The 18060-nt window shown below is 52.7% G+C and carries 17 protein-coding genes; 11 read left to right on the top strand and 6 right to left on the bottom strand.

The features are described from left to right. Positions 1 to 32 precede the first annotated feature (32 nt). Complete coding sequence (locus tag P0X86_RS02770) at positions 33 to 1064, bottom strand: LacI family DNA-binding transcriptional regulator (protein WP_012818779.1); 1032 nt, start codon at positions 1062 to 1064, stop codon at positions 33 to 35. A 352-nt stretch (positions 1065 to 1416) separates the two neighbouring features. Between P0X86_RS02770 and P0X86_RS02765 the strand changes: the two genes are divergently transcribed. The 10 genes from P0X86_RS02765 to P0X86_RS02720 all read left to right on the top strand — a co-directional run bounded on the left by P0X86_RS02765 (position 1417) and on the right by P0X86_RS02720 (position 11530). Beyond that, a complete protein-coding gene (locus P0X86_RS02765; RefSeq protein ID WP_277747726.1) occupies positions 1417 to 2736 on the top strand; it encodes an ABC transporter substrate-binding protein in 1320 nt (439 codons plus the stop codon). A 5-nt stretch (positions 2737 to 2741) separates the two neighbouring features. Then, a complete protein-coding gene (locus tag P0X86_RS02760; protein WP_235201867.1) occupies positions 2742 to 3620 on the top strand; it encodes a carbohydrate ABC transporter permease in 879 nt (292 codons plus the stop codon). Further along, positions 3607 to 4446: a carbohydrate ABC transporter permease gene (locus P0X86_RS02755; protein WP_277747725.1), complete on the top strand. Its 840-nt coding sequence runs from the start codon at positions 3607 to 3609 to the stop codon at positions 4444 to 4446. The genes P0X86_RS02760 and P0X86_RS02755 overlap by 14 nt, the downstream gene beginning before the upstream one ends. A 136-nt stretch (positions 4447 to 4582) precedes the next feature. Further along, entirely contained in the window at positions 4583 to 6223 is a 1641-nt protein-coding gene (locus P0X86_RS02750; RefSeq protein ID WP_277747724.1) for a glycoside hydrolase family 13 protein, read from the top strand. Positions 6224 to 6236: 13 nt separating this feature from the next. Further along, the gene (locus tag P0X86_RS02745) at positions 6237 to 7208 is read left to right on the top strand and encodes an MTP-1 family protein (RefSeq protein WP_481858272.1); all 972 of its coding nucleotides are present in this window, start codon (positions 6237 to 6239) and stop codon (positions 7206 to 7208) included. A 49-nt stretch (positions 7209 to 7257) separates the two neighbouring features. Further along, on the top strand, positions 7258 to 8319 hold the full coding sequence (locus tag P0X86_RS02740; RefSeq protein WP_277747722.1) for a BtaManbiosPhlase: 1062 nt from the start codon (positions 7258 to 7260) through the stop codon (positions 8317 to 8319). A gap of 310 nt (positions 8320 to 8629) precedes the next feature. After that, positions 8630 to 9037, top strand: a complete 408-nt coding sequence (locus P0X86_RS02735) for a VOC family protein (protein WP_213580102.1) — start codon at positions 8630 to 8632, stop codon at positions 9035 to 9037. Positions 9038 to 9087: 50 nt separating this feature from the next. Further along, positions 9088 to 9252 (top strand): hypothetical protein, encoded by a 165-nt coding sequence (locus tag P0X86_RS02730; protein ID WP_277747721.1) that lies wholly within the window; start codon positions 9088 to 9090, stop codon positions 9250 to 9252. Positions 9253 to 9429: 177 nt separating this feature from the next. Continuing rightward, positions 9430 to 10944 carry an MDR family MFS transporter gene (locus tag P0X86_RS02725; protein ID WP_277747720.1) on the top strand — a complete coding sequence of 505 codons (1515 nt, stop codon included), beginning with the start codon at positions 9430 to 9432 and terminating at the stop codon, positions 10942 to 10944. 4 nt (positions 10945 to 10948) lie between these two features. Next, entirely contained in the window at positions 10949 to 11530 is a 582-nt protein-coding gene (locus P0X86_RS02720; RefSeq protein WP_277747719.1) for a PadR family transcriptional regulator, read from the top strand. A 97-nt stretch (positions 11531 to 11627) separates the two neighbouring features. Here P0X86_RS02720 and P0X86_RS02715 read toward each other — a convergent pair whose 3' ends face one another. The 3 genes from P0X86_RS02715 to P0X86_RS02705 all read right to left on the bottom strand — a co-directional run bounded on the left by P0X86_RS02715 (position 11628) and on the right by P0X86_RS02705 (position 13734). Continuing rightward, complete coding sequence (locus tag P0X86_RS02715) at positions 11628 to 12458, bottom strand: aldo/keto reductase (RefSeq protein ID WP_277747718.1); 831 nt, start codon at positions 12456 to 12458, stop codon at positions 11628 to 11630. Positions 12459 to 12680: 222 nt separating this feature from the next. After that, positions 12681 to 13052 (bottom strand): hypothetical protein, encoded by a 372-nt coding sequence (locus P0X86_RS02710; RefSeq protein ID WP_012818768.1) that lies wholly within the window; start codon positions 13050 to 13052, stop codon positions 12681 to 12683. Between the two features lie 97 nt (positions 13053 to 13149). Beyond that, the gene (locus P0X86_RS02705; protein WP_012818767.1) at positions 13150 to 13734 is read right to left on the bottom strand and encodes a nitroreductase family protein; all 585 of its coding nucleotides are present in this window, start codon (positions 13732 to 13734) and stop codon (positions 13150 to 13152) included. 328 nt (positions 13735 to 14062) lie between these two features. On the opposite strand from P0X86_RS02705, the gene P0X86_RS02700 reads away from it, so the two are divergent. Then, positions 14063 to 16063 (top strand): S9 family peptidase, encoded by a 2001-nt coding sequence (locus P0X86_RS02700; protein WP_277747717.1) that lies wholly within the window; start codon positions 14063 to 14065, stop codon positions 16061 to 16063. Between the two features lie 76 nt (positions 16064 to 16139). Here the strand turns inward: P0X86_RS02700 and P0X86_RS02695 are convergent, their stop codons facing one another. Then, positions 16140 to 17300: an N-acetylglucosamine-6-phosphate deacetylase gene (locus P0X86_RS02695; protein ID WP_277747716.1), complete on the bottom strand. Its 1161-nt coding sequence runs from the start codon at positions 17298 to 17300 to the stop codon at positions 16140 to 16142. 13 nt (positions 17301 to 17313) lie between these two features. After that, positions 17314 to 18051, bottom strand: coding sequence for a glucosamine-6-phosphate deaminase (locus P0X86_RS02690; protein WP_277747715.1), 738 nt, complete (start codon positions 18049 to 18051; stop codon positions 17314 to 17316). Positions 18052 to 18060: the final 9 nt, after the last annotated feature.

The following is an 18060-nucleotide window of genomic DNA, read 5'->3' as shown; positions in this document are numbered from 1 at the left end:
AGCCTCCATCCCGAAATTATCGATTCATTATGTTAATTACGCGGGGCCGATGTGGAATCACGTTCAATGAGTGTTGTCGGCAGCAGCAGCTCCATATGCGGCGCATCCGGCTGCTTCATCCGCCAAAACAGTTGCCGGATCGCCGTTTGACCGAATAGTCTCAGGTCCACTCCCATGGTGGTTGTCTTGGGCGTAGCCAATCTGGAAAGCTGTCCGTTATCAAAGCTGACAATGGAAATATCGCCCGGAATCGAATAGCCCATATTATAAATGGTCGAATTCACGATAAACCCGAGACCGTCATTCACGCAGAACCAGGCAGTCGGCTGTTCGTCCAGCCCCTGCAGCCGCTTCTCCATAAATTCCTGATCTTCCAGCGCATCGCTAAGAATCCATTTCGGGTGCAGCTCCATGCCGAGTTCATGATGGGCAAGCTTGAAACCTTCCAGACGTTCATAATAGCTTGGGGAGAAGGACGTATTGCCAACAAAGCCAATGCGTGCATGTCCCAGCTCATAGAGATACTTAACGACATGATAGGCGCTGAACCGGTTGTTCGTAAGAATGGCATCGGCTTGCACATCCGGATGGTGATGATCGATGAGCACGGTAGGAATACCGGTATCGATCAATGTGTTCATATATTCGGTACTAAGATGCGAAAGGATCAAGATCCCGTCGACTTCCCTTCCCTCGATAAAAGGGGGCAGCGTCTGATCCTTCATCATCTGCTGGGAAATGGATTGGATCAGCAGCTTCTTCCCTCTCTTCTGCACTTCATTTTCTATAGTAAGGTAGATTTCCCCGAAAAAGCCCCGCATAGAGAAGGCAAAATCCGTTGCTACTAGAGCAATACTGCCTGTAGATTCTTCCTCGTCCTCTTGATCCGAGGATCGTTTGCGATTTCCGGTATAGACGTAGCCGAGCTCATCGGCCGTTTGCATGATGAGCTTGCGCGTCTCCTCGCTGACACCGCCTTTACCTGATAATGCTTGCGAAACCGAATTCTTGGAGATTTGCAAGTAGTCTGCGATATCCTGCATCGTAACTTTTGGCTTGGTCAAGGATAACGTTCCTTTCTCTTTATAGTAAGAATAGTTGTATAGGACGAATGGATTCTCATCATACTATACCGAAAACAATCAGAGATTTGAAAGCTCACGCTCGAACATTACAAACATTATTTTAACGTTACAAAATAATTATGTAAAGCACTATATTTATGTGATTTACCTCACAGGAATTAATTGTTTGTCGTATTTTAGGGGTTAAAGCGTTGACAAACCTATGTGTAATGAACAATAATGTGAATATAACGCTTTCAGTAATTTGTAATTACATTTTGTAACGTTACAAAATTAGCAATGTCAACTTCCTTTATTGGAAGACCTATTGCATTTAGGAGGAAGGGTCAATATGAAAAAATCAAGAATTTCTTTGCTTCTAGCAATCTCATTGGTAGGTGGAACGGTACTCGCTGCTTGTGGTAATGGCGGCAGCAACGGCGGTCAAAGTGCAGACGGCGTTACCACCGTCGAATTCTGGGCGGCACCGAACCCGCCGCAGCAAGCATTCTGGCAAGAGATGGCCAAAGAGTACGAAACCGTGAATCCGGACGTAAAAGTTAACGTTAGTGCAATTAAAGAATCACCAAGCTCTGAGGCAAGTATTCAGGCTGCCATAGCAGGTGGGAATGCACCGACGGTCGCGGAGAATATCAACCGTGGATTCGCCGCACAGCTGTCCAACAGTAAAGCGCTTGTAGCTCTTGATGAACTGCCGCAATTTAAGGAAATGGTCGAGTCCCGTAACATGACCGAAACGATCGCTCCTTGGGAATTCGCAGACGGCCACCAATATGTATTGCCGATCTACTCTAACCCGATGCTGATCGGATGGCGAACGGATTTCTTGAAAGAGATCGGATATAATGAGCCTCCTCAAACGTACAGTGAAGTTCTGGAAGCCACAACGAAGCTGAAAGCGAAATATCCGGATAAATATATGTGGGCTAAAGGCGCCGACCTTGCAGACCCTACGGCCTGGAAACGCTGGTTCGATTTCTTCTTGCTCTACAACGCAGCTTCCGACGGCAACAAATTTATCGAAGGCCAAAGCCTTGTTGCGGACGATAAAGCTGGCGTGGAAATGCTGACTTTCGTTGATGACCTTCGTAAAGCTGGCGGTGTATTGGCGCAGAATGCAACCGATCCTTTCGAAACCGGTGCGGGGGTCTTCACCGATATCGGTCCTTGGACATTCGATATGTGGGCAACGAAGTATCCTGAACTGAAATATGGAGAAAACTTCACCCTGACCCTGCCTCCGGTACCGGATCATATGGATCCGGCAGATGCAAAAACCTACGCGGACGCAAAAGGTTTGGTTATCTTCTCCGCCGCTCCCGAAGCATCGCAGCAAGCTGCCGCTGAATTTCTGAAATGGGTTTATTCCAACGACGAAAATGACGTGAAATGGTTCAAGCAAACCAACCTGCCTCCGGCACGCGATGATCTGAACGAAGTGGAAGGCTTCAAGCAGATCCTCGCCGAGAAACCGGAACTGGCTCCTTATGCGGAAGCGGTGTCCAAAGGCGTTCCAGCCATGGATAATCCGAAGTTCAATGAGCTTCAAACCTTGATCGGACAAGAAGCATTTAATAAGGTCATCCGCGGGGAGATCGATCCGCAAACCGGTTGGAATAACATGAAGAAAGCGATTGAAGGTGAACTTTAATCATGATTAATAAGCAAAACAATAAGTTGGGCTGGCTTTTTGCCAGTCCCTACATTATTTTCGGATTGGTATTTTTCCTGGGGCCGCTCCTTTGGTCCTTGTACCTTTCTTTTACGAATTGGGACCTGATTGCTCCCGAATTTGATTTTGTAGGGCTGGATAATTTCCGAAAAGCCATGGCCGCACCCGGGGTGCAATCCGCGTTCTGGGTTACCTACAAGTTCATGATGCTGTTTGTTCCATTGGTAACCGCGATGTCGCTCGCCGTCGCCGTTGTTATACAGGGACTGCCCAAGTTCAAAAGCGTGTACCTGATCGGCTTCTTTCTGCCGTATCTGTCCTCTGGTGTTGTTGCATCCCTGATTGTACAGGGCTTTCTGTCCTACAACAGTCCGGTCAATGAATTCTTGAGAGGCACATTCGGGATCAATATCGACTGGCTCGGCTCACCGTTCTCGGCGCTGTTTATCGTCGGTCTGATTTTGGCCTGGAAGTTCACGGGTTATTATGCCTTGATCCTGACCTCGGGGCTTGAAAGCATTGATAAGGAAGTTTATGAAGCAGCTGCCATTGATGGGGTAACCGACAGGCAGCGATTCTGGAAAATCACGCTGCCGCTCTTGTACCCTGCCCTGTATACAACGCTCATTCTCTCGTTCGGCGTAACCTTCGGTATCTTCACGGAAGTTTACCAGCTGACAGGCGGCGGACCGAACTTTGCAACCAATACATGGCAGATGGAAATCTTTAATCAAGCCTTTACGAATTTGCAAGCCGGATACGCGTCTGCGATTGCCATTATGGCATCCATCGTAACGTTCATCTCCATCTTCGTGATTCGTAAACTGCTGGAAAGCTGGGGGAAACGAAATGGTTGGGTCTAAGAAAAATAGTAAACGTCGTCTCGCGGGCCGCTATGTACTGGCAACCCTTCTGCTTCTCGTCATGGTGTACCCCTACTTGTACATGGTGCTCAACTCTTTTGCCGATTGGGCGCAGGTGGACAGGCAGCTCGTTCCAAGCAAATTCTCGTTAAAATCCTATGAATGGCTTCTTACCGGAGGCGAGGTTGGCATTGCCCGGCCATGGATGAACGCCTTCTTCAACAGCGTCATCGTCTCGGTAGCCTCCACCTTCCTTATGATGCTGTTCGGAATCATGGTGGCCTATGCGCTGTCCAAATTGAAATTCCGGGGACGCAACACCGTGAATAACTTCGTGTTGTTCCATATGTTCTTCCCGGCGATCATTCTGCTGATTCCGAACTTTCTCATTATTCAGAAGGTGGGACTTTACGATACGTACTGGGCTATGATCATTCCGAAGGCCGTCAGTTTATGGGCGATCTTCATGTACACCAACTTTTTCAAAGCCGTACCGGATGCTTTTATCGAAGCAGCGAAGCTGGATGGGGCATCGGATTTCAAGATTTTGTACAAAATCATGCTGCCCATGTCCAAATCCATCACTACGGTGATCTTCCTCTTCTTGCTGATGGAGCGTTGGACCGAGCTTCTATGGGACATGATCGTTGTCCGCAGCGACGACATGCTGACGCTCAACGTACTCTTGTCCCAGATGTTCGGGCCATACGGCAGTTACCCGGGTCCGCTCTATGCGGCATCCGTCCTGCTCACCGTGCCGATTATTATCATGTTCGCGATCTTCGGTAAAAAGTTCAAGGAAGGCATGCAGTTCAGTCTCAAATAAAACGCTGGTGGCTTCAAATGACGCATCAGAACGTTGCAGGAAGCTCGAATATGAGGGTTTGTACTTTACAACCTGCCTATCCGGGCTTCTCTTAAATAAAGGGATGAAAACAGCTTTCATCCGGGAGTGGAAACGTATGGACAGAAACCAAAAAAAGTGGTGGCAAGAAACCGTCTTTTATGAAATTTACATGCCAAGCTTCTGTGACGGCAATGGGGATGGCGTCGGAGATTTTAAGGGGATCACCTCCAAGCTGGATTACCTGAAGGAACTCGGAATCGGCGGAATTTGGCTGACCCCCTTCTATCAATCGCCCAAGATCGATAACGGCTACGATATTTCGGATTATTATGCCGTCGATCCGGAATACGGAACGATGGAAGATTTCGATGGTTTCATTCATGAAGCCCATCGGCGGGGTATCCGGGTCATTGTGGATCTCGTGCTGAACCATACCTCATCAGCCCATGCCTGGTTCCAGGAGTCCAAATCCTCCTCCCTTTCTCCGAAGCGCGACTGGTATATCTGGAGGTCTCCCGTTAATCAAGAGACACCGAATAACTGGGAGTCCTTCTTTGGGGGCAGCGCCTGGGAATGGGATGAAGGCACGGGGCAGTACTATTACCATGCCTTTGCCAAGGAACAGGTGGATCTGAATTGGGCCAACCCGGAAGTCCGGAAAGCCATGAAGGATGTTATGGGATTTTGGCTGGATAAAGGGATCGACGGCTTCCGGCTGGACGTCATCAATTTCCTAAAGGTCTCCGGTGATTTTCAGGATAATCCGGTAGATGATAACGGCGAACAGATCCACCGGTACGATCAGAACCAGGACGGGATTGTGGAGGCGCTCGGCGACATTTGCCGTTACGTGCATGAACGGGAAGGCATTTTTATGGTAGGTGAAGTCGGTTCCGAGGATATGGACATCCTGCTCCGCTACAGCGGCAGCGGCCTTCTCGATGTGGTTTTCAATTTCAACCTGGGAAGTCAGGAGCAATTTCGGCCGGAGGATTTATATAGGGAGATTAAACGCATGGAAGACCAGCATGCATCCGATCAGCTCCCTACCTTGTTCTTCAGCAGCCATGATATGCAGCGCCACATCTCGAGATTTGGCGAAGACGATGCGCAGCTCGAGGAGCAGCGAGCCAAACTGATGGCAGCCCTCATGTTAACGGCGAAGGGCGTTCCGTTCATCTATTATGGCGACGAGATCGGGATGAGGAACCATATCGCGCACCGGATCGAGGACATGAGGGATATCCAGGGCATCGGCCACTACGAAGCCGCAATTCAGAATGGAAGAACGGAAGAGGAGGCTTTGGACTTGGCCCGGGCCAAGAGCCGCGACTACTCCCGATCCCCCATGCAATGGAACGGTGATCGTTACGGCGGCTTCTCGGATCAAACACCTTGGATCGGGATGGGGCCCGGGCACGAACAGATCCACGCGCAAGCACAACTGGAGCAGCCGGATTCCATGTATTCTTTTTATAAAAAGCTGCTTTCGCTTCGTGTCCAGCATACCGCCCTCTCTTCCGGCGATTACGTAAAGCTGGAGCAATTGGAGGGATCGGCAATCGCTTATACCAAACGATCCGGCTGCGAGGAAGCCGTCATTGTCCTTCAATTCGGTTATCAGCCGCTTCGGCTGGACCTGTCCGATTGGTCAGACCAGAGGCTGGAGCTGGCTGCTGCAAGCGGCGAGATGGTATCCCTCGGCGGATCGGTAATCGAAGTCCCACCGCACACAGCTGCGGTATGGGTATCCTAAGACGCAATTATTTATGGTTTATATAAGGAGGCATCATACGGTGGCATTAAACAAATCCTCAGTAAAAACTTGCGCAACCCTGCTGCAAGAATATCAAAGCAAAAAATCCACGGTCCAGAACCCGGTCAAGCTTTCGTTTTCGGGTGTAGGCGACAAAGACGTATATAATATCACGGCTCCCTTCAGGATTGACGGAGTCACCGTCATTGCAGGCCGGGTGGAGTCGCGAGACAGCGAGCATTCCGAAATCCGCTTCTTCGTGGAGCAGGACGGCACCTGGGTACCGAAAGAAGGCGCCCCTGTCTTTACGCTTCAGGATCCGTTCTTTACCTTCATTCATGGCGAACTGGTTCTGGGTGGCGTTGAAATCTTCCCTCACCCCACGATGGAGAATGCACTGATGTGGAGAACCGTATTCCGGAAAGGCCAAACGCTGAACGAGCTCTCCCTTTTCTTCACGGGTCCCGACGCGATGAAGGATTTGCGTCTCACGGAGCTGGCAGGCGGCGAAATCGGCGTGTTTACTCGTCCTCAAGGCGAAAAAGGCGGCCGAGGTAAAATCGGGTTTACCAAGGTGAGCTCGCTGGAAGACGTGACGGTAGAACTCGTTAACGATGCCCCCCTTCTGGGTGACCAATTCATCGATGCGGAATGGGGCGGGGCCAACGAGCTGCACTTGTTGAGCAATGGGCTTGTCGGCGTGCTTGGCCATGTTGCCAGCTTCGACGAAGCCGGGGATCGCCACTATTATCCGATGGCGTTTGCGCTAGACCCGCAGACGGGCGAGTTTAGCGATATGGAATTGATTGCCGTACGCGCCGAATTCCTGCCGGGTGAAACCAAACGTCCGGATCTCGCTGACGTCGTGTTTAGCGGAGGCCTCGTTCGCCATGCTGACGGCACCGCCGATCTCTATGCCGGCATCAGCGATGCGGAAGCGCATCGCATAACCATTCAGGATCCGTTCCTCAAATTCGAACAGTAAGAGAAGCCGTTCCCAAATAAATAAGAACATTGGATAGGGGTAAACAACCATGAATATATACAGATATGAGGAGAACCCTCTGATTACACCGGCCGACGTGAAGCCGTATCATGACGGCTTCGAAGTCATTGGCGCCTTCAATGCAGGCGTTGCCGAATATAACGGCGAAGTGCTGCTGCTGCTTCGGGTCGCGGAGCGCCCGATTAGCACCAATCCGATGATTGTCAAAGCGCCTGTATTCCATGCTGAAACACAGAAGCTGGACATTTTGGAATTCCGCACCGACGATGCTCGTTATGATTTCTCTGACCCCCGTGTCATTCGTAATGTGAACCACAGCGCTACCTTCGAATATTTGACCTCCTTATCCTATATTCGAGTGGCACGCAGCACGGACGGGCATCGCTTTACCATCGACGACAAGCCGCTGGTATATCCCGCACAGACGCTGGAAGCTTTCGGTATCGAAGACCCGCGCGTTACACAGATCGGCGATACGTATTACATCTACTTCTCTGCTGTTTCTCCGGTAGGCGTAGGCGAATCCATGGTTTCGACGCGAGATTTTGTGAACTTCACTCATCACGGGATGATTTTCGGACCGGACAACAAGGACGTCCTGATCTTTCCTGAGAAAATAGGCGGCAAATTCTATGCGCTGCACCGTCCAACGACCAAGAGCACGGGCAACCCGGAAATGTGGATCGCCGAATCCGATAATCTTGTATACTGGGGCAACCACAAACATCTCGCAGGCCTGCGCGATGGCATGTGGGACAGCGGCCGCATGGGCGGCGGCGCCGTACCATTCCGCACGGAAAAAGGCTGGCTGGAGCTGTACCATGGCGCAACGTTGGATCACCGCTACTGCATGGGTGCCCTGCTGCTGGATCTGAACGATCCATCCAAAGTCATCGCCCGCTCCAATCAACCGATCATGGAGCCCGAGGCCGATTATGAGAAGAACGGATTCTTCGGAGACGTCGTCTTCTCCTGTGGCGCATTGGTCGATGGCGATGTCGTGAGAATGTATTATGGAGTAGCCGATACCTCCATGGCTTGCGCCGAGCTGAGCGTGAAGGAAATTCTGGACAGCCTGACCTATGTATAAGGTTTCTCTGTTTGATAGCGGCAGATACATTTGAAACGATCGTTGATGAGCAGAATATGCCAAATGGATCCTCGTGTCGCCACGGCACGAGGATCCTCCCCCAAACCCGAGGCCTTGTTATCGCAGGCCTCGGGTTTTTTTGGCATCCGCATACAGGCTTCCGCTGCATGCCTGAGTGGCTCAGTCAGGATTCCGGTTTTATTTTTCCGATGCCGCAAATAAATATGGAAGCGTATACAGAATGCGTTACAATGGACATAAGAGATCATCTTATTTCATGTTTTGATACATACCGAGGAGGAATGCCGTCATGATTAAAGGAATTGCCCATCTGGCGTTCGATGTTGCCGATATGGAGAAATCCCTGCATTTTTACTGTAATGTGCTTGGTTTTACCCGTGCTTTTGATATTCCCAATGATCAGGGCGAACCGTGGATCGAGTACATTAAGGTGCGTGATGGACAGTTTATCGAGCTGTTTTACGGCGGACAAAATAAACCGGCCCGTGTAGAGCGGCCCGTCGGATTCTCCCATCTCTGCCTTGAGGTGGAAGACATCGAGCGCATCGCGGAGCATCTTCGCAAGCAGGGCGTGAAGCTGGACGTCGAGCCGGTTCAAGGAAAAGACTTCAACTGGCAGTGCTGGGCCAGGGACCCGGACGGCAACCGGATCGAATTCATGCAACTGGATCCAAAATCGCCGCAGATGAACTGTTAGACGCTACCATCGCCAGCCGAATCTCTGTCATACCTCACCCCGAGGCCCCTGTGGAAATAAGCATCCGCTTGATCTCCGTTTCATTATCCCGTGCAAGTTACCACACGAAACATGCAGAGCTGAAAAATTATCCGAACCATGCAGCCGCTTCCCGAAACGAATCTGCCGACAAAGGTCTTGACTGCAACGGCATTCCGGCGGTTGTCGCCCGATAATATCAAGGTCATCCCGTATACAGGGTTGACCTTGTTTTTTCTTGTGCAAAATGTAGAGACAGGCCTTGCATTCAACATCTTGCCAACTTCTGTTAATCCGGCTACAATATAACCACCGAATTATTCAAATTTGAATAATATGTACATAGTTGAATAAGGAAAAGGAGTATCCTTAACATGAATGCACAACAAAGCAACATCAAATTGGTCGTGGCCGGATTGCTGCTCGGCATCTTCATGGCCGCCATCGATAACACGATTGTAGCGACCGCGTTATCGACGATTATCCGCGATCTTCAAGGCTTCGACCAAGTCGTCTGGGTAACCTCGATCTACATGGTTGCCGTTATGGCCGGCACGCCGATATTCGGCAAGCTGTCCGATATGTACGGACGGAAGCGGTTCTTTATCTTCGGACTGGTTGTCTTCCTGATTGGTTCCGCCCTCTGCGGGATGGCAAACAATATGACAGAGCTTATTATTTTCCGGGCGATTCAAGGAATCGGCGGCGGTGCTCTTATGCCGATTGCCTTTACCATCGTGTTTGACCTGTTCCCGCCGGAGAAGCGCGGCAAGATGACAGGTCTGCTCGGCGCCGTATTCGGCACCTCCAGCATTATGGGACCGCTGCTGGGTGCATTTATTACCGACAGCATCGGCTGGGAATGGATATTCTATGTCAACGTTCCGATCGGGATCGTATCCTTCATTTTCATTATGACGTCTTACAAGGAATCGCGTTCCCATGCCAAACAGAAGATCGATTGGACCGGGGCAGCGACGCTTGTTGGCGCGATCATCTGCTTGATGTTCGGTCTGGAGCTGGGCGGGCAAACCTATGCATGGGATTCCCCGCAAATTCTGGGCTTGTTCGGGGGATTCATTGCTTTGTTTATCGTGTTTCTGTTCGCAGAGACCCGAGCAGCCGAACCCATTATTTCATTCCAAATGTTCCGTAAACGCCTGTTTGCTTCAAGCAATATCGTTGCCTTGTTCTATGGAGCAACGTTTATCGTGGCAACCATCTACATCCCGATCTTCGTCAGCGGAGTGTACGGTGGATCCGCAACCAATTCGGGCCTCATTCTGATGCCGATGATGCTGGGCAGCGTATTCGGGAGCCAAGGCGGCGGTATGCTGACGACCCGGACTTCGTTTAGAAACATCATGATCCTGTCCGTCTTGTGCTTTATCACAGGCATTTTCTGCCTGAGCACGATCAGCCCGGATACGCCGCGCTACCTGTTAACGCTCTTCATGGTCCTGACCGGCTTTGGCGTCGGGTTCTCGTTCTCCACGCTCAGCATGGCCTCCATCCATAACTTTGATGCCAGACAGCGGGGCGCGGCAACATCGACGAACTCCTTCCTTCGTTCCTTCGGCATGACGGTGGGGATTACAATCTTCGGGATCATCCAGCGCAACGGCCTGAACAACCGGCTCGCGGAAGCCGGAGGAAACGCGCCGGCCGGTGCCGAGTTAAACGCGGATGCCGTCCTTTCGCCTGAAGTGATGGGGCAGCTCCCACCGAACGTGCGCGAACAGATCACGGCTTCATTGGCCGATTCCATCGCGAACACGTTCATGTGGGCGCTTGTGCCGGCGGTGCTGGCGCTTGTGTTCGTCCTTATGATGGGCAACGAACGGGTGACCGTTCCCGCCAAAGCCCCCGCCAAAGCCAAGGGAGCCTGATGGCATGTCCATGAAGCTGGCCATCCTGGGCTTGCTGCTGGAAGGAGACCATCATCCGTACGAGATCCGGATCAAGATGAAGGACCGGGGCATGGATCAATATACCAAGCTCCAGATGGGCTCCCTTTATTACGCGGTGGACCGGCTCGCCAAGGAAGGATATATCGAGGCCGTGGAAACCATCCAAAGCGACAGCCGTCCGGACAAAACCATCTACCGGATCACGGAATCCGGACGCAAGCTTTTTGAACAGCTGCTGCTCAAAAAGTTCAGGGACATCGAGCCCGTGCACCACCCGCTGTATATGGCGCTGCCCTTCTCGCGCCACGCAGACCCCGCCGTTCTGGCCCCGATCCTGCAGACCCGGATCCGGGAAGCCGAACACCGGGTGAACCAGGCGTACCAACTATACGTGGAGCATCAGCATATCGTCCCCCGCAGCACGCAGCACCTGATGATCGGGATGTATGAGCACGCCAAGACCGACCTGAACTGGTTAAGACGGCTGCATGAGGACCTGGTGCATGGGAAGATCGGCACGATCGGCGAGCCGTTGTTTCCCGAGGACGACCAGGAAGGACGATAATGCCAAGGGGGCTTTCCACCTGCTATTGAATACGCAAAAAAAGCGAGCACTTCCCTCACTCAGGGTTGGTGCTCGCTTTTTTATATGAAAACGAAATTTAGAACAGGAACTCATCCGGGTTGGAGCCGAAACGTTTGTTTTGGTTCAAGCCGTCAATGGCCGCCATATCTTCTGCGGAAAGCTCGAATTCGAAGATGCCGGCGTTTTCACGGATCCGATGATCTTTAATCGATTTCGGAATGACGATGACGCCGTTCTGAATGTCCCAGCGCAGAATGACTTGCGCCGTGGTTTTTCCGTATTTTTCCGCGATCTGCGCGAGTGCCGGTTGATCGAGGTTGCCCTGCATCAACGGGCTCCAAGCTTCCAGAACGATATGATTCTCGCGTGCATAGCCCAGCAGCTCCTTCTGGGAAAGCAGCGGATGCAATTCCACTTGGTTGACGACAGGTACCACGCCGGTATCCTCAATGATATGCTGCAGGTGGCGGATTTGGAAATTGCTGACGCCAATGGAACGAACGAGGCCTTCTTTTTGCAGATGAATCAATGCCTTCCACGTCTCGAGGTATTTATCTTTACCCGGCCAGTGCACGAGATATAAATCAACGATATCCAGCCCTAGCTTCTTGCGGCTCGTCTCAAAAGCTTGCAGCGTCTTCTCATAACCCTGGTCATCGTTCCATACCTTGGTGGTGATGAACAGCTCGTCCCGCGAAACTCCGGATTCGCGAATGGCTTGCCCTACGCCCTCTTCATTGCCGTAGATGGCAGCGGTATCGATGCTGCGGTACCCTGCAGCGATTGCTGATTTTACGGACTGAATAACCTCTTCGCCTTCTTTGGTCTTCCATACGCCAAGGCCCAGCCACGGCATTTTTACGCCGTCATTCAAAGTAGGTCCATCGGTAAAAGTTTGATTGGCCATTCTGAAATCCCTCCTGTTTATGTAATGCAGCGGATTTGGCCGCTTATTCCAGTATATCAAAATCCCAGTATCCCGCTCAACGTTACAGCCCTTGCAAGGGCTGCGGACATTTTTTAACTAATCCCATCATTCATCGCCAAAAAGGGCCGTCCTATGGGCAGCATGCTGCTATAGGCTCGGCCCTTTATTAATCGTTACGGCATTTGCATGTAACCTATCGTTTTAAACCTTGCGTCTAAAAATACCGAAGGTCAGCAGCCCGCATGCCGCCAGAAACAGATACGGCCCAGCGGCCGCTCCTCTGATCGTCTCTCCAAAAAAATCAATGGTCTTGGACGACACGTACATCATGGTCAGGAAAATAGCGACCAGCGCAAAGGCGTAGGCAATCAGCTTGTTCATCTTCTTCTCGCGAACCACTTTCAAAAACGGATAGATGAAACATACGATGAACAACACGCCGCCCTGCATAAAGCCGTTCTCCGCAGCCACGCCGATATCCAGCCATTTAAAAAAGAAAGAGGCTATCGCCAAACAGGTTGCGATAAAAATAAATTTGCTCCCCAGATCCCACTGTTTAAACCGAAATTTCATCCATGTACACTCCCCTAGTGTCAATCCCCGGATGCCCAGCACCCTTCGATAAACTTAGGGTCATTATACCGGATTTTTACGGCCGGGGATAGATCAACTACAGGTCTGCAGCACTATTCAGCCATACCGTCTTGTTTGCGGCCGGTTGACGTTTCCCCTGCTTCGGCTCCATGTCCGGATATCCGATGTACAGGAAACCCAGCATTTTATCGTCAGGCTTCAATCCGAACGCTTGGTTCATCAACGCGTGGAAACACGGCTCGCCGGTTCTCCACACGGCGCCAAGACCCAGCTCATGAATTTGCAGCAGCATGTTCTGGATGCCGGCGAATACCGCTCCGTACTCTTCCAGCTCAATCACCTTCGGATCCGTCGACGGCTCAACCGCCACACCGATGACGACCGGAGCGCGGTACGCCTTCGTACGTCCCGATTCGCGCGCTGCGTTCACGGCCTCTTCGCTCGTATCGTCGCCGCCGGCCACCTGAATATCCCCCAGGGCATTGCCGAGCACGTCGCGGCCTTCCCCTTGCATGACAAAGAATTTCCACGGCTCCGTCAGCTTGTGGTTCGGCGCCCAGGTTCCTGCTTCGACGATCTGTTCGATCAACTCCTGCGGTACGGCGTCAGGCTTGACCTTGCCAAGGCTGCGGCGCGTGCGGATAGCTTCACTTACGTTCATATTTGATTTCCTCCCGAGCTCTATATAATTGGTCTTATTTGCATACTCCTAATTGAGAGTCTATCTCAATTATAACAAAAAGAGAAGGGGACACCTATCGAGATTCTCGGGCACGGTTCATGTCATAAATTGACCAGTTGAAGAATAACAAGCTCTTCTCTGTCTCCAAATCCTCGATTACAGCCTAGAATTATTGTAAATCCTCCTCTGTTTTACTAGCATTTGGATCGAAACGTTCACATCCTCACCCTCTATTTTATCTAGATTTCCATGCCATTATCTGGGATAATGAGGTTTAACTCACACAAGAAGATTAGGAGGATGATTCATGACTGATAAGCGACTTATAACGCCCGAGGATTTGTACCGGATGCACTGGGTGAATGACCCTGTCGTATCCCCCGCAAGCGGGGCCATAGCCTATGTACATAAGTCCGTGAGCGAAAAGCACGACGGTTACCGTTCCCATATCCGCCTGCTTCCCGCAGGGGGCGCTCAGGATATTCCCTTCACTTCCGGCGAAGCCGATGCAGCACCCGCTTGGTCCCCCGACGGGTCTGAGCTTGCCTTCTTGCGCAAAAAGGGCGATAAGCCACAGGTATGGATCATGCCTGCCAACGGAGGGGAAGCCCGCCCCGCTACCGACCTGAAGCACGGCGTCAGCGCATTTAAATGGTCGCCGGACAGCTCGCGTCTGCTGGTTCGGAGCGAAGCCGAAGCGGCTGAATCTACCGAAAGCGAAGAGAAAGACAAAGACGACAAGCACAAGCTGCCGGAAGAAAAAATCATTAACCGCATTAAATATAAAGCCGATGGCCCCGGATTATGGAATGACCGCCGACATCATCTATTTATCGTGAATCCGGCTACGGAAGAATGCAAACCAATCACCGAAGGCGATTTTGACGTATATGCCTTTGCCTGGTCACCAGACGGCGGCAGCATCGCATACAGCAGCACCCTCGCCACGGAGCATTTCCCGGACCCGGATCTTCGCTTGACGAACGATGTGTTTGTCATGGACCTGTCCAGCGGATCGGTAACCGAAATCACGGACGGAACCCTCTCGATCGGTTCCATTGCGTTCACCCCGGACGGGCAGCATGTACTCATGCTTGCCAGCGATCTCAGCTGCGGGTTTGCCACGCTGACCAAAATCCGCCTGGTTCCGCTCTCGGGCGGAGAAGCCCGCGTCCTCTTCACGGACATGGACGTTCAGCTCGGGCACGCCGCTGTCAGCGACATGAGAGCTGGGGCGGGAACGCCTCCCCTGTTCAGCAAGGACGGTCGATCGGTTTACGTCCAGCTCAGCCAGGATGGGGGCGTCCATATTGGACGTTTTGCCTTGGACGGCTCCTCCTTCGAGCTGGTGGTGGCAGGTGAACGCGAGGTGTACCAATTCGCACTGACACCGGAAGAGAACGTGGTATTTGCCGCTGCCGACCCGCTGCAGCCGGGCGATCTGTTCAGCTTCACTACAGGCAGCAACGAGGAACGCCGTCTGACGAACTGCAATGAGGAGCTGTGGAACGAGCTTACGTTAAGCACGCCGGAGTCCTTTACGTTCCGTACGTCGGACGGCTGGCCGATCCAAGGCTGGATCATGAAGCCTGCCGGCTTCGCGGAAGGCTCCAAGGTCCCGGCCGTGCTGGAGATTCATGGCGGTCCGCAAGCCATGTACGGACACACGTTTATGCATGAGTTCCAGCTGCTGGCAGCAGCCGGCTATGCCGTTTTCTATACCAACCCGCGGGGCGGCCATGGATACGGTCAAGTCCACGTCAATACCGTCAGAGGCGATTACGGCGGGCGGGATTACCAGGATCTGATGGAAGCCGTGGATTATGTTGTGAATACCTACACTTATATCGACGCTTCCCGTCTCGGCGTGACCGGCGGCAGTTACGGCGGCTTCATGACCAACTGGATCGTCGGTCATACCGACCGGTTCCAAGCTGCGGTAACCCAGCGCTCGATATCGAACTGGATTTCCTTCTACGGCGTCAGCGATATCGGCTATACCTTTACCCAGGATCAAATCTGGGGCAATCCTTGGGACGATCTCGACAAGCTGTGGAAGCACTCCCCGCTCGCTTACGTGAAGAATGTCAGCACGCCGCTGCTTATCCTTCACGGCGAACAGGACCTCCGCTGCCCGATCGAGCAGGGAGAACAGCTGTTTATCGCCTTGAAGCGACTGGGCCGTGAAACCCAGCTGATTCGCTTCCCCGGCGCGGACCATAACCTGTCCCGCAGCGGCAATCCGCACCTGCGGGTCCGGCGCCTCAGCCACATCGTCCGCTGGTTCGTGGAGCATATCGAAAAATAACATCAAAAGAAAAACCATCCCCGTGCGAGCTGGCGCAATGAACGCTCGACAGGGATGGTTTTTTTGTGTTGCTTCATCAAACAGGACCGTACACCCTCTCGCCCGCTACAACGGTCTCCCGGACCATCATGCCCGATCCGTCCGTATCGCAGTCGAACAGCGTCAGGTTCGCCGGGCTCCCGAGCGCAAGCCCGCCCAACTGCGGCATATCCAGCACCATAGCCGGGCGGACCGTGACCGCGCTTACTGCTTCCGCCAGCGTCATATCCGTATAGCGAATCGCATTCGCAATGCCAACCTCCAGCGAAGAAGCGGATCCGGCCAGTATCGCCGGATTCGCTACCGTATGCAGGCGCCCGTCCGCCGTCAGCTCGACTTCGCCTCCGATGAGGCTGCTGTACCTTCCGGGAGCCATGCCGCCGAACATGACGGCATCGCTGACAAGCACCGCTTTGTTCCGTTTTGCCCGCAGCATCGCTTTCAGCACAGGGGGCGCCAGATGGTGGCCGTCCGGTATAAAGGTGGCCCATAACCGGTCGTCCGCCAGCTGGTGCCAGATATAGTTGGGGTGGCGCGGCAAAACGGGCTGCGAGCCGTTCCCCAGATGCGTCGAAACCGTTGCCCCTGCCTGCACCGCCCGATCGATCTGCTCGCCGGTTGCCATCGTATGCCCGATCGCGACGATAACACCTGCCTTGACTACCTTCTCTATAAATGGAACCGAGCCTTCGCGCTCCGGCGCGAGTGTCACCATCCGGATAAGCCCGTCAGCCGCATCCTGAAGCCGTTGAAACTCATCCCAATCCGGATTCCGGATATACTCCCTCGGATGCGCCCCGCGACTGCCGTCTTCATCGGAAAGATAGGGGCCTTCCATATGAATGCCGACTATCGAGGCGCTCCCGAACTGCTTGGACCCGGCATACTTGGACAATGCCTGAAATGCTTGACGCATCCGGTCGTAGCTGCCCGTGATGACCGTCGGCAAGTAGGCGGCGACCCCGCACCGATGCAGCGCCCGCGTCACGCCTTCAATGTCGCTTTGCGACGTCACGGTTCCATTCAAATCGTATCCGCCGAAGCCGTTGACCTGCACATCGATCCAGCCGCTGCTGATCCAGGGCAGCAACGCCGTCTTATCCCCCTGACCTAACCGTCGTATGGCCGCGATCCGTCCGTCTGACGACTCTACCTCAACCGGCTCGCCGGTGTGCGGGAGCTTTCCACGCCACATCATAGGTGCCCCCAGCCTAAGCCCATTGATATATCGGCGCTGCCGATGCTTTATCCAGATACAGCATCCAGCTGGAATGCGTCTTCAGGATGGTAGCCGGCACCCGGTTATCGACCCCGCCTTGAATCGTATTTTGAATGGCTGCCGCTTTCGCCTGATGAGGCACGACCGATACGATATGGCGGCTCTTCAAAATCTGCTTGACCGTCATCGTAATCGCCTGTTTGGGCACTTCCTCATTCGATGCAAACCAGCCTTCCCTTACCTGCTGGCTCTTGCAGGTATCGCTGAGATTCACGATCGTATAAGGCGAATCGTTATCAAAATCGGCCGGCGGATCATTAAAGGCAATATGCGCATTCTCCCCGATCCCGATCAGGGCCAAATCCACGGGCGCTTTGACGATTTCCTCGTTCAGCCGCTTCACCGTTTCCTCGGGATCGCCCTCCCCGTTGATGAGCCAAGCTTGGCCGACGCTCGCATATTTCAGGAAGCGCTCCTTCAAGTACTTGCGAAAGCTCGCCGGATGGGATTCCGGCAGCGCGATGTATTCGTCCAAATGGAACATTTCGATTCGTTCCCATTCCAGATTCAGCTTCACGAAGTGCGACAAAAACTCAAACTGCGACGCGCCCGTCGACAGGACGATTCGCGCTTTTCCTTTCTCCGCGATTGTATCGCGGAGAATCGCCTCGCAAGCGCGGGCCGCCTCCAAGCCTGCCTGATCCGCATGTTCCAAGATGTTCAACTGCATAATGATAAT

The sequence above is a fragment of the Paenibacillus sp. BR1-192 genome (assembly GCF_029542445.1).
GTDB classification, from domain to species: domain Bacteria; phylum Bacillota; class Bacilli; order Paenibacillales; family Paenibacillaceae; genus Paenibacillus_AQ; species Paenibacillus_AQ lautus_A.
This window is presented reverse-complemented; position numbering and strand designations above follow the sequence as displayed.

Coding starts and splice junctions, on each gene's coding strand:
- P0X86_RS02765 (WP_277747726.1), top strand. CDS start 1,417: ATGAAAAAATCAAGAATTTCTTTGCTTCTAGCAATCTCATTGGTAGGT.
- P0X86_RS02755 (WP_277747725.1), top strand. CDS start 3,607: ATGGTTGGGTCTAAGAAAAATAGTAAACGTCGTCTCGCGGGCCGCTAT.
- P0X86_RS02750 (WP_277747724.1), top strand. CDS start 4,583: ATGGACAGAAACCAAAAAAAGTGGTGGCAAGAAACCGTCTTTTATGAA.
- P0X86_RS02745 (WP_481858272.1), top strand. CDS start 6,237: ATGGTTTATATAAGGAGGCATCATACGGTGGCATTAAACAAATCCTCA.
- P0X86_RS02740 (WP_277747722.1), top strand. CDS start 7,258: ATGAATATATACAGATATGAGGAGAACCCTCTGATTACACCGGCCGAC.
- P0X86_RS02735 (WP_213580102.1), top strand. CDS start 8,630: ATGATTAAAGGAATTGCCCATCTGGCGTTCGATGTTGCCGATATGGAG.
- P0X86_RS02725 (WP_277747720.1), top strand. CDS start 9,430: ATGAATGCACAACAAAGCAACATCAAATTGGTCGTGGCCGGATTGCTG.
- P0X86_RS02720 (WP_277747719.1), top strand. CDS start 10,949: ATGTCCATGAAGCTGGCCATCCTGGGCTTGCTGCTGGAAGGAGACCAT.
- P0X86_RS02715 (WP_277747718.1), bottom strand. CDS start 12,458: ATGGCCAATCAAACTTTTACCGATGGACCTACTTTGAATGACGGCGTA.
- P0X86_RS02710 (WP_012818768.1), bottom strand. CDS start 13,052: ATGAAATTTCGGTTTAAACAGTGGGATCTGGGGAGCAAATTTATTTTT.
- P0X86_RS02705 (WP_012818767.1), bottom strand. CDS start 13,734: ATGAACGTAAGTGAAGCTATCCGCACGCGCCGCAGCCTTGGCAAGGTC.
- P0X86_RS02700 (WP_277747717.1), top strand. CDS start 14,063: ATGACTGATAAGCGACTTATAACGCCCGAGGATTTGTACCGGATGCAC.
- P0X86_RS02695 (WP_277747716.1), bottom strand. CDS start 17,300: ATGATGTGGCGTGGAAAGCTCCCGCACACCGGCGAGCCGGTTGAGGTA.
- P0X86_RS02690 (WP_277747715.1), bottom strand. CDS start 18,051: ATGCAGTTGAACATCTTGGAACATGCGGATCAGGCAGGCTTGGAGGCG.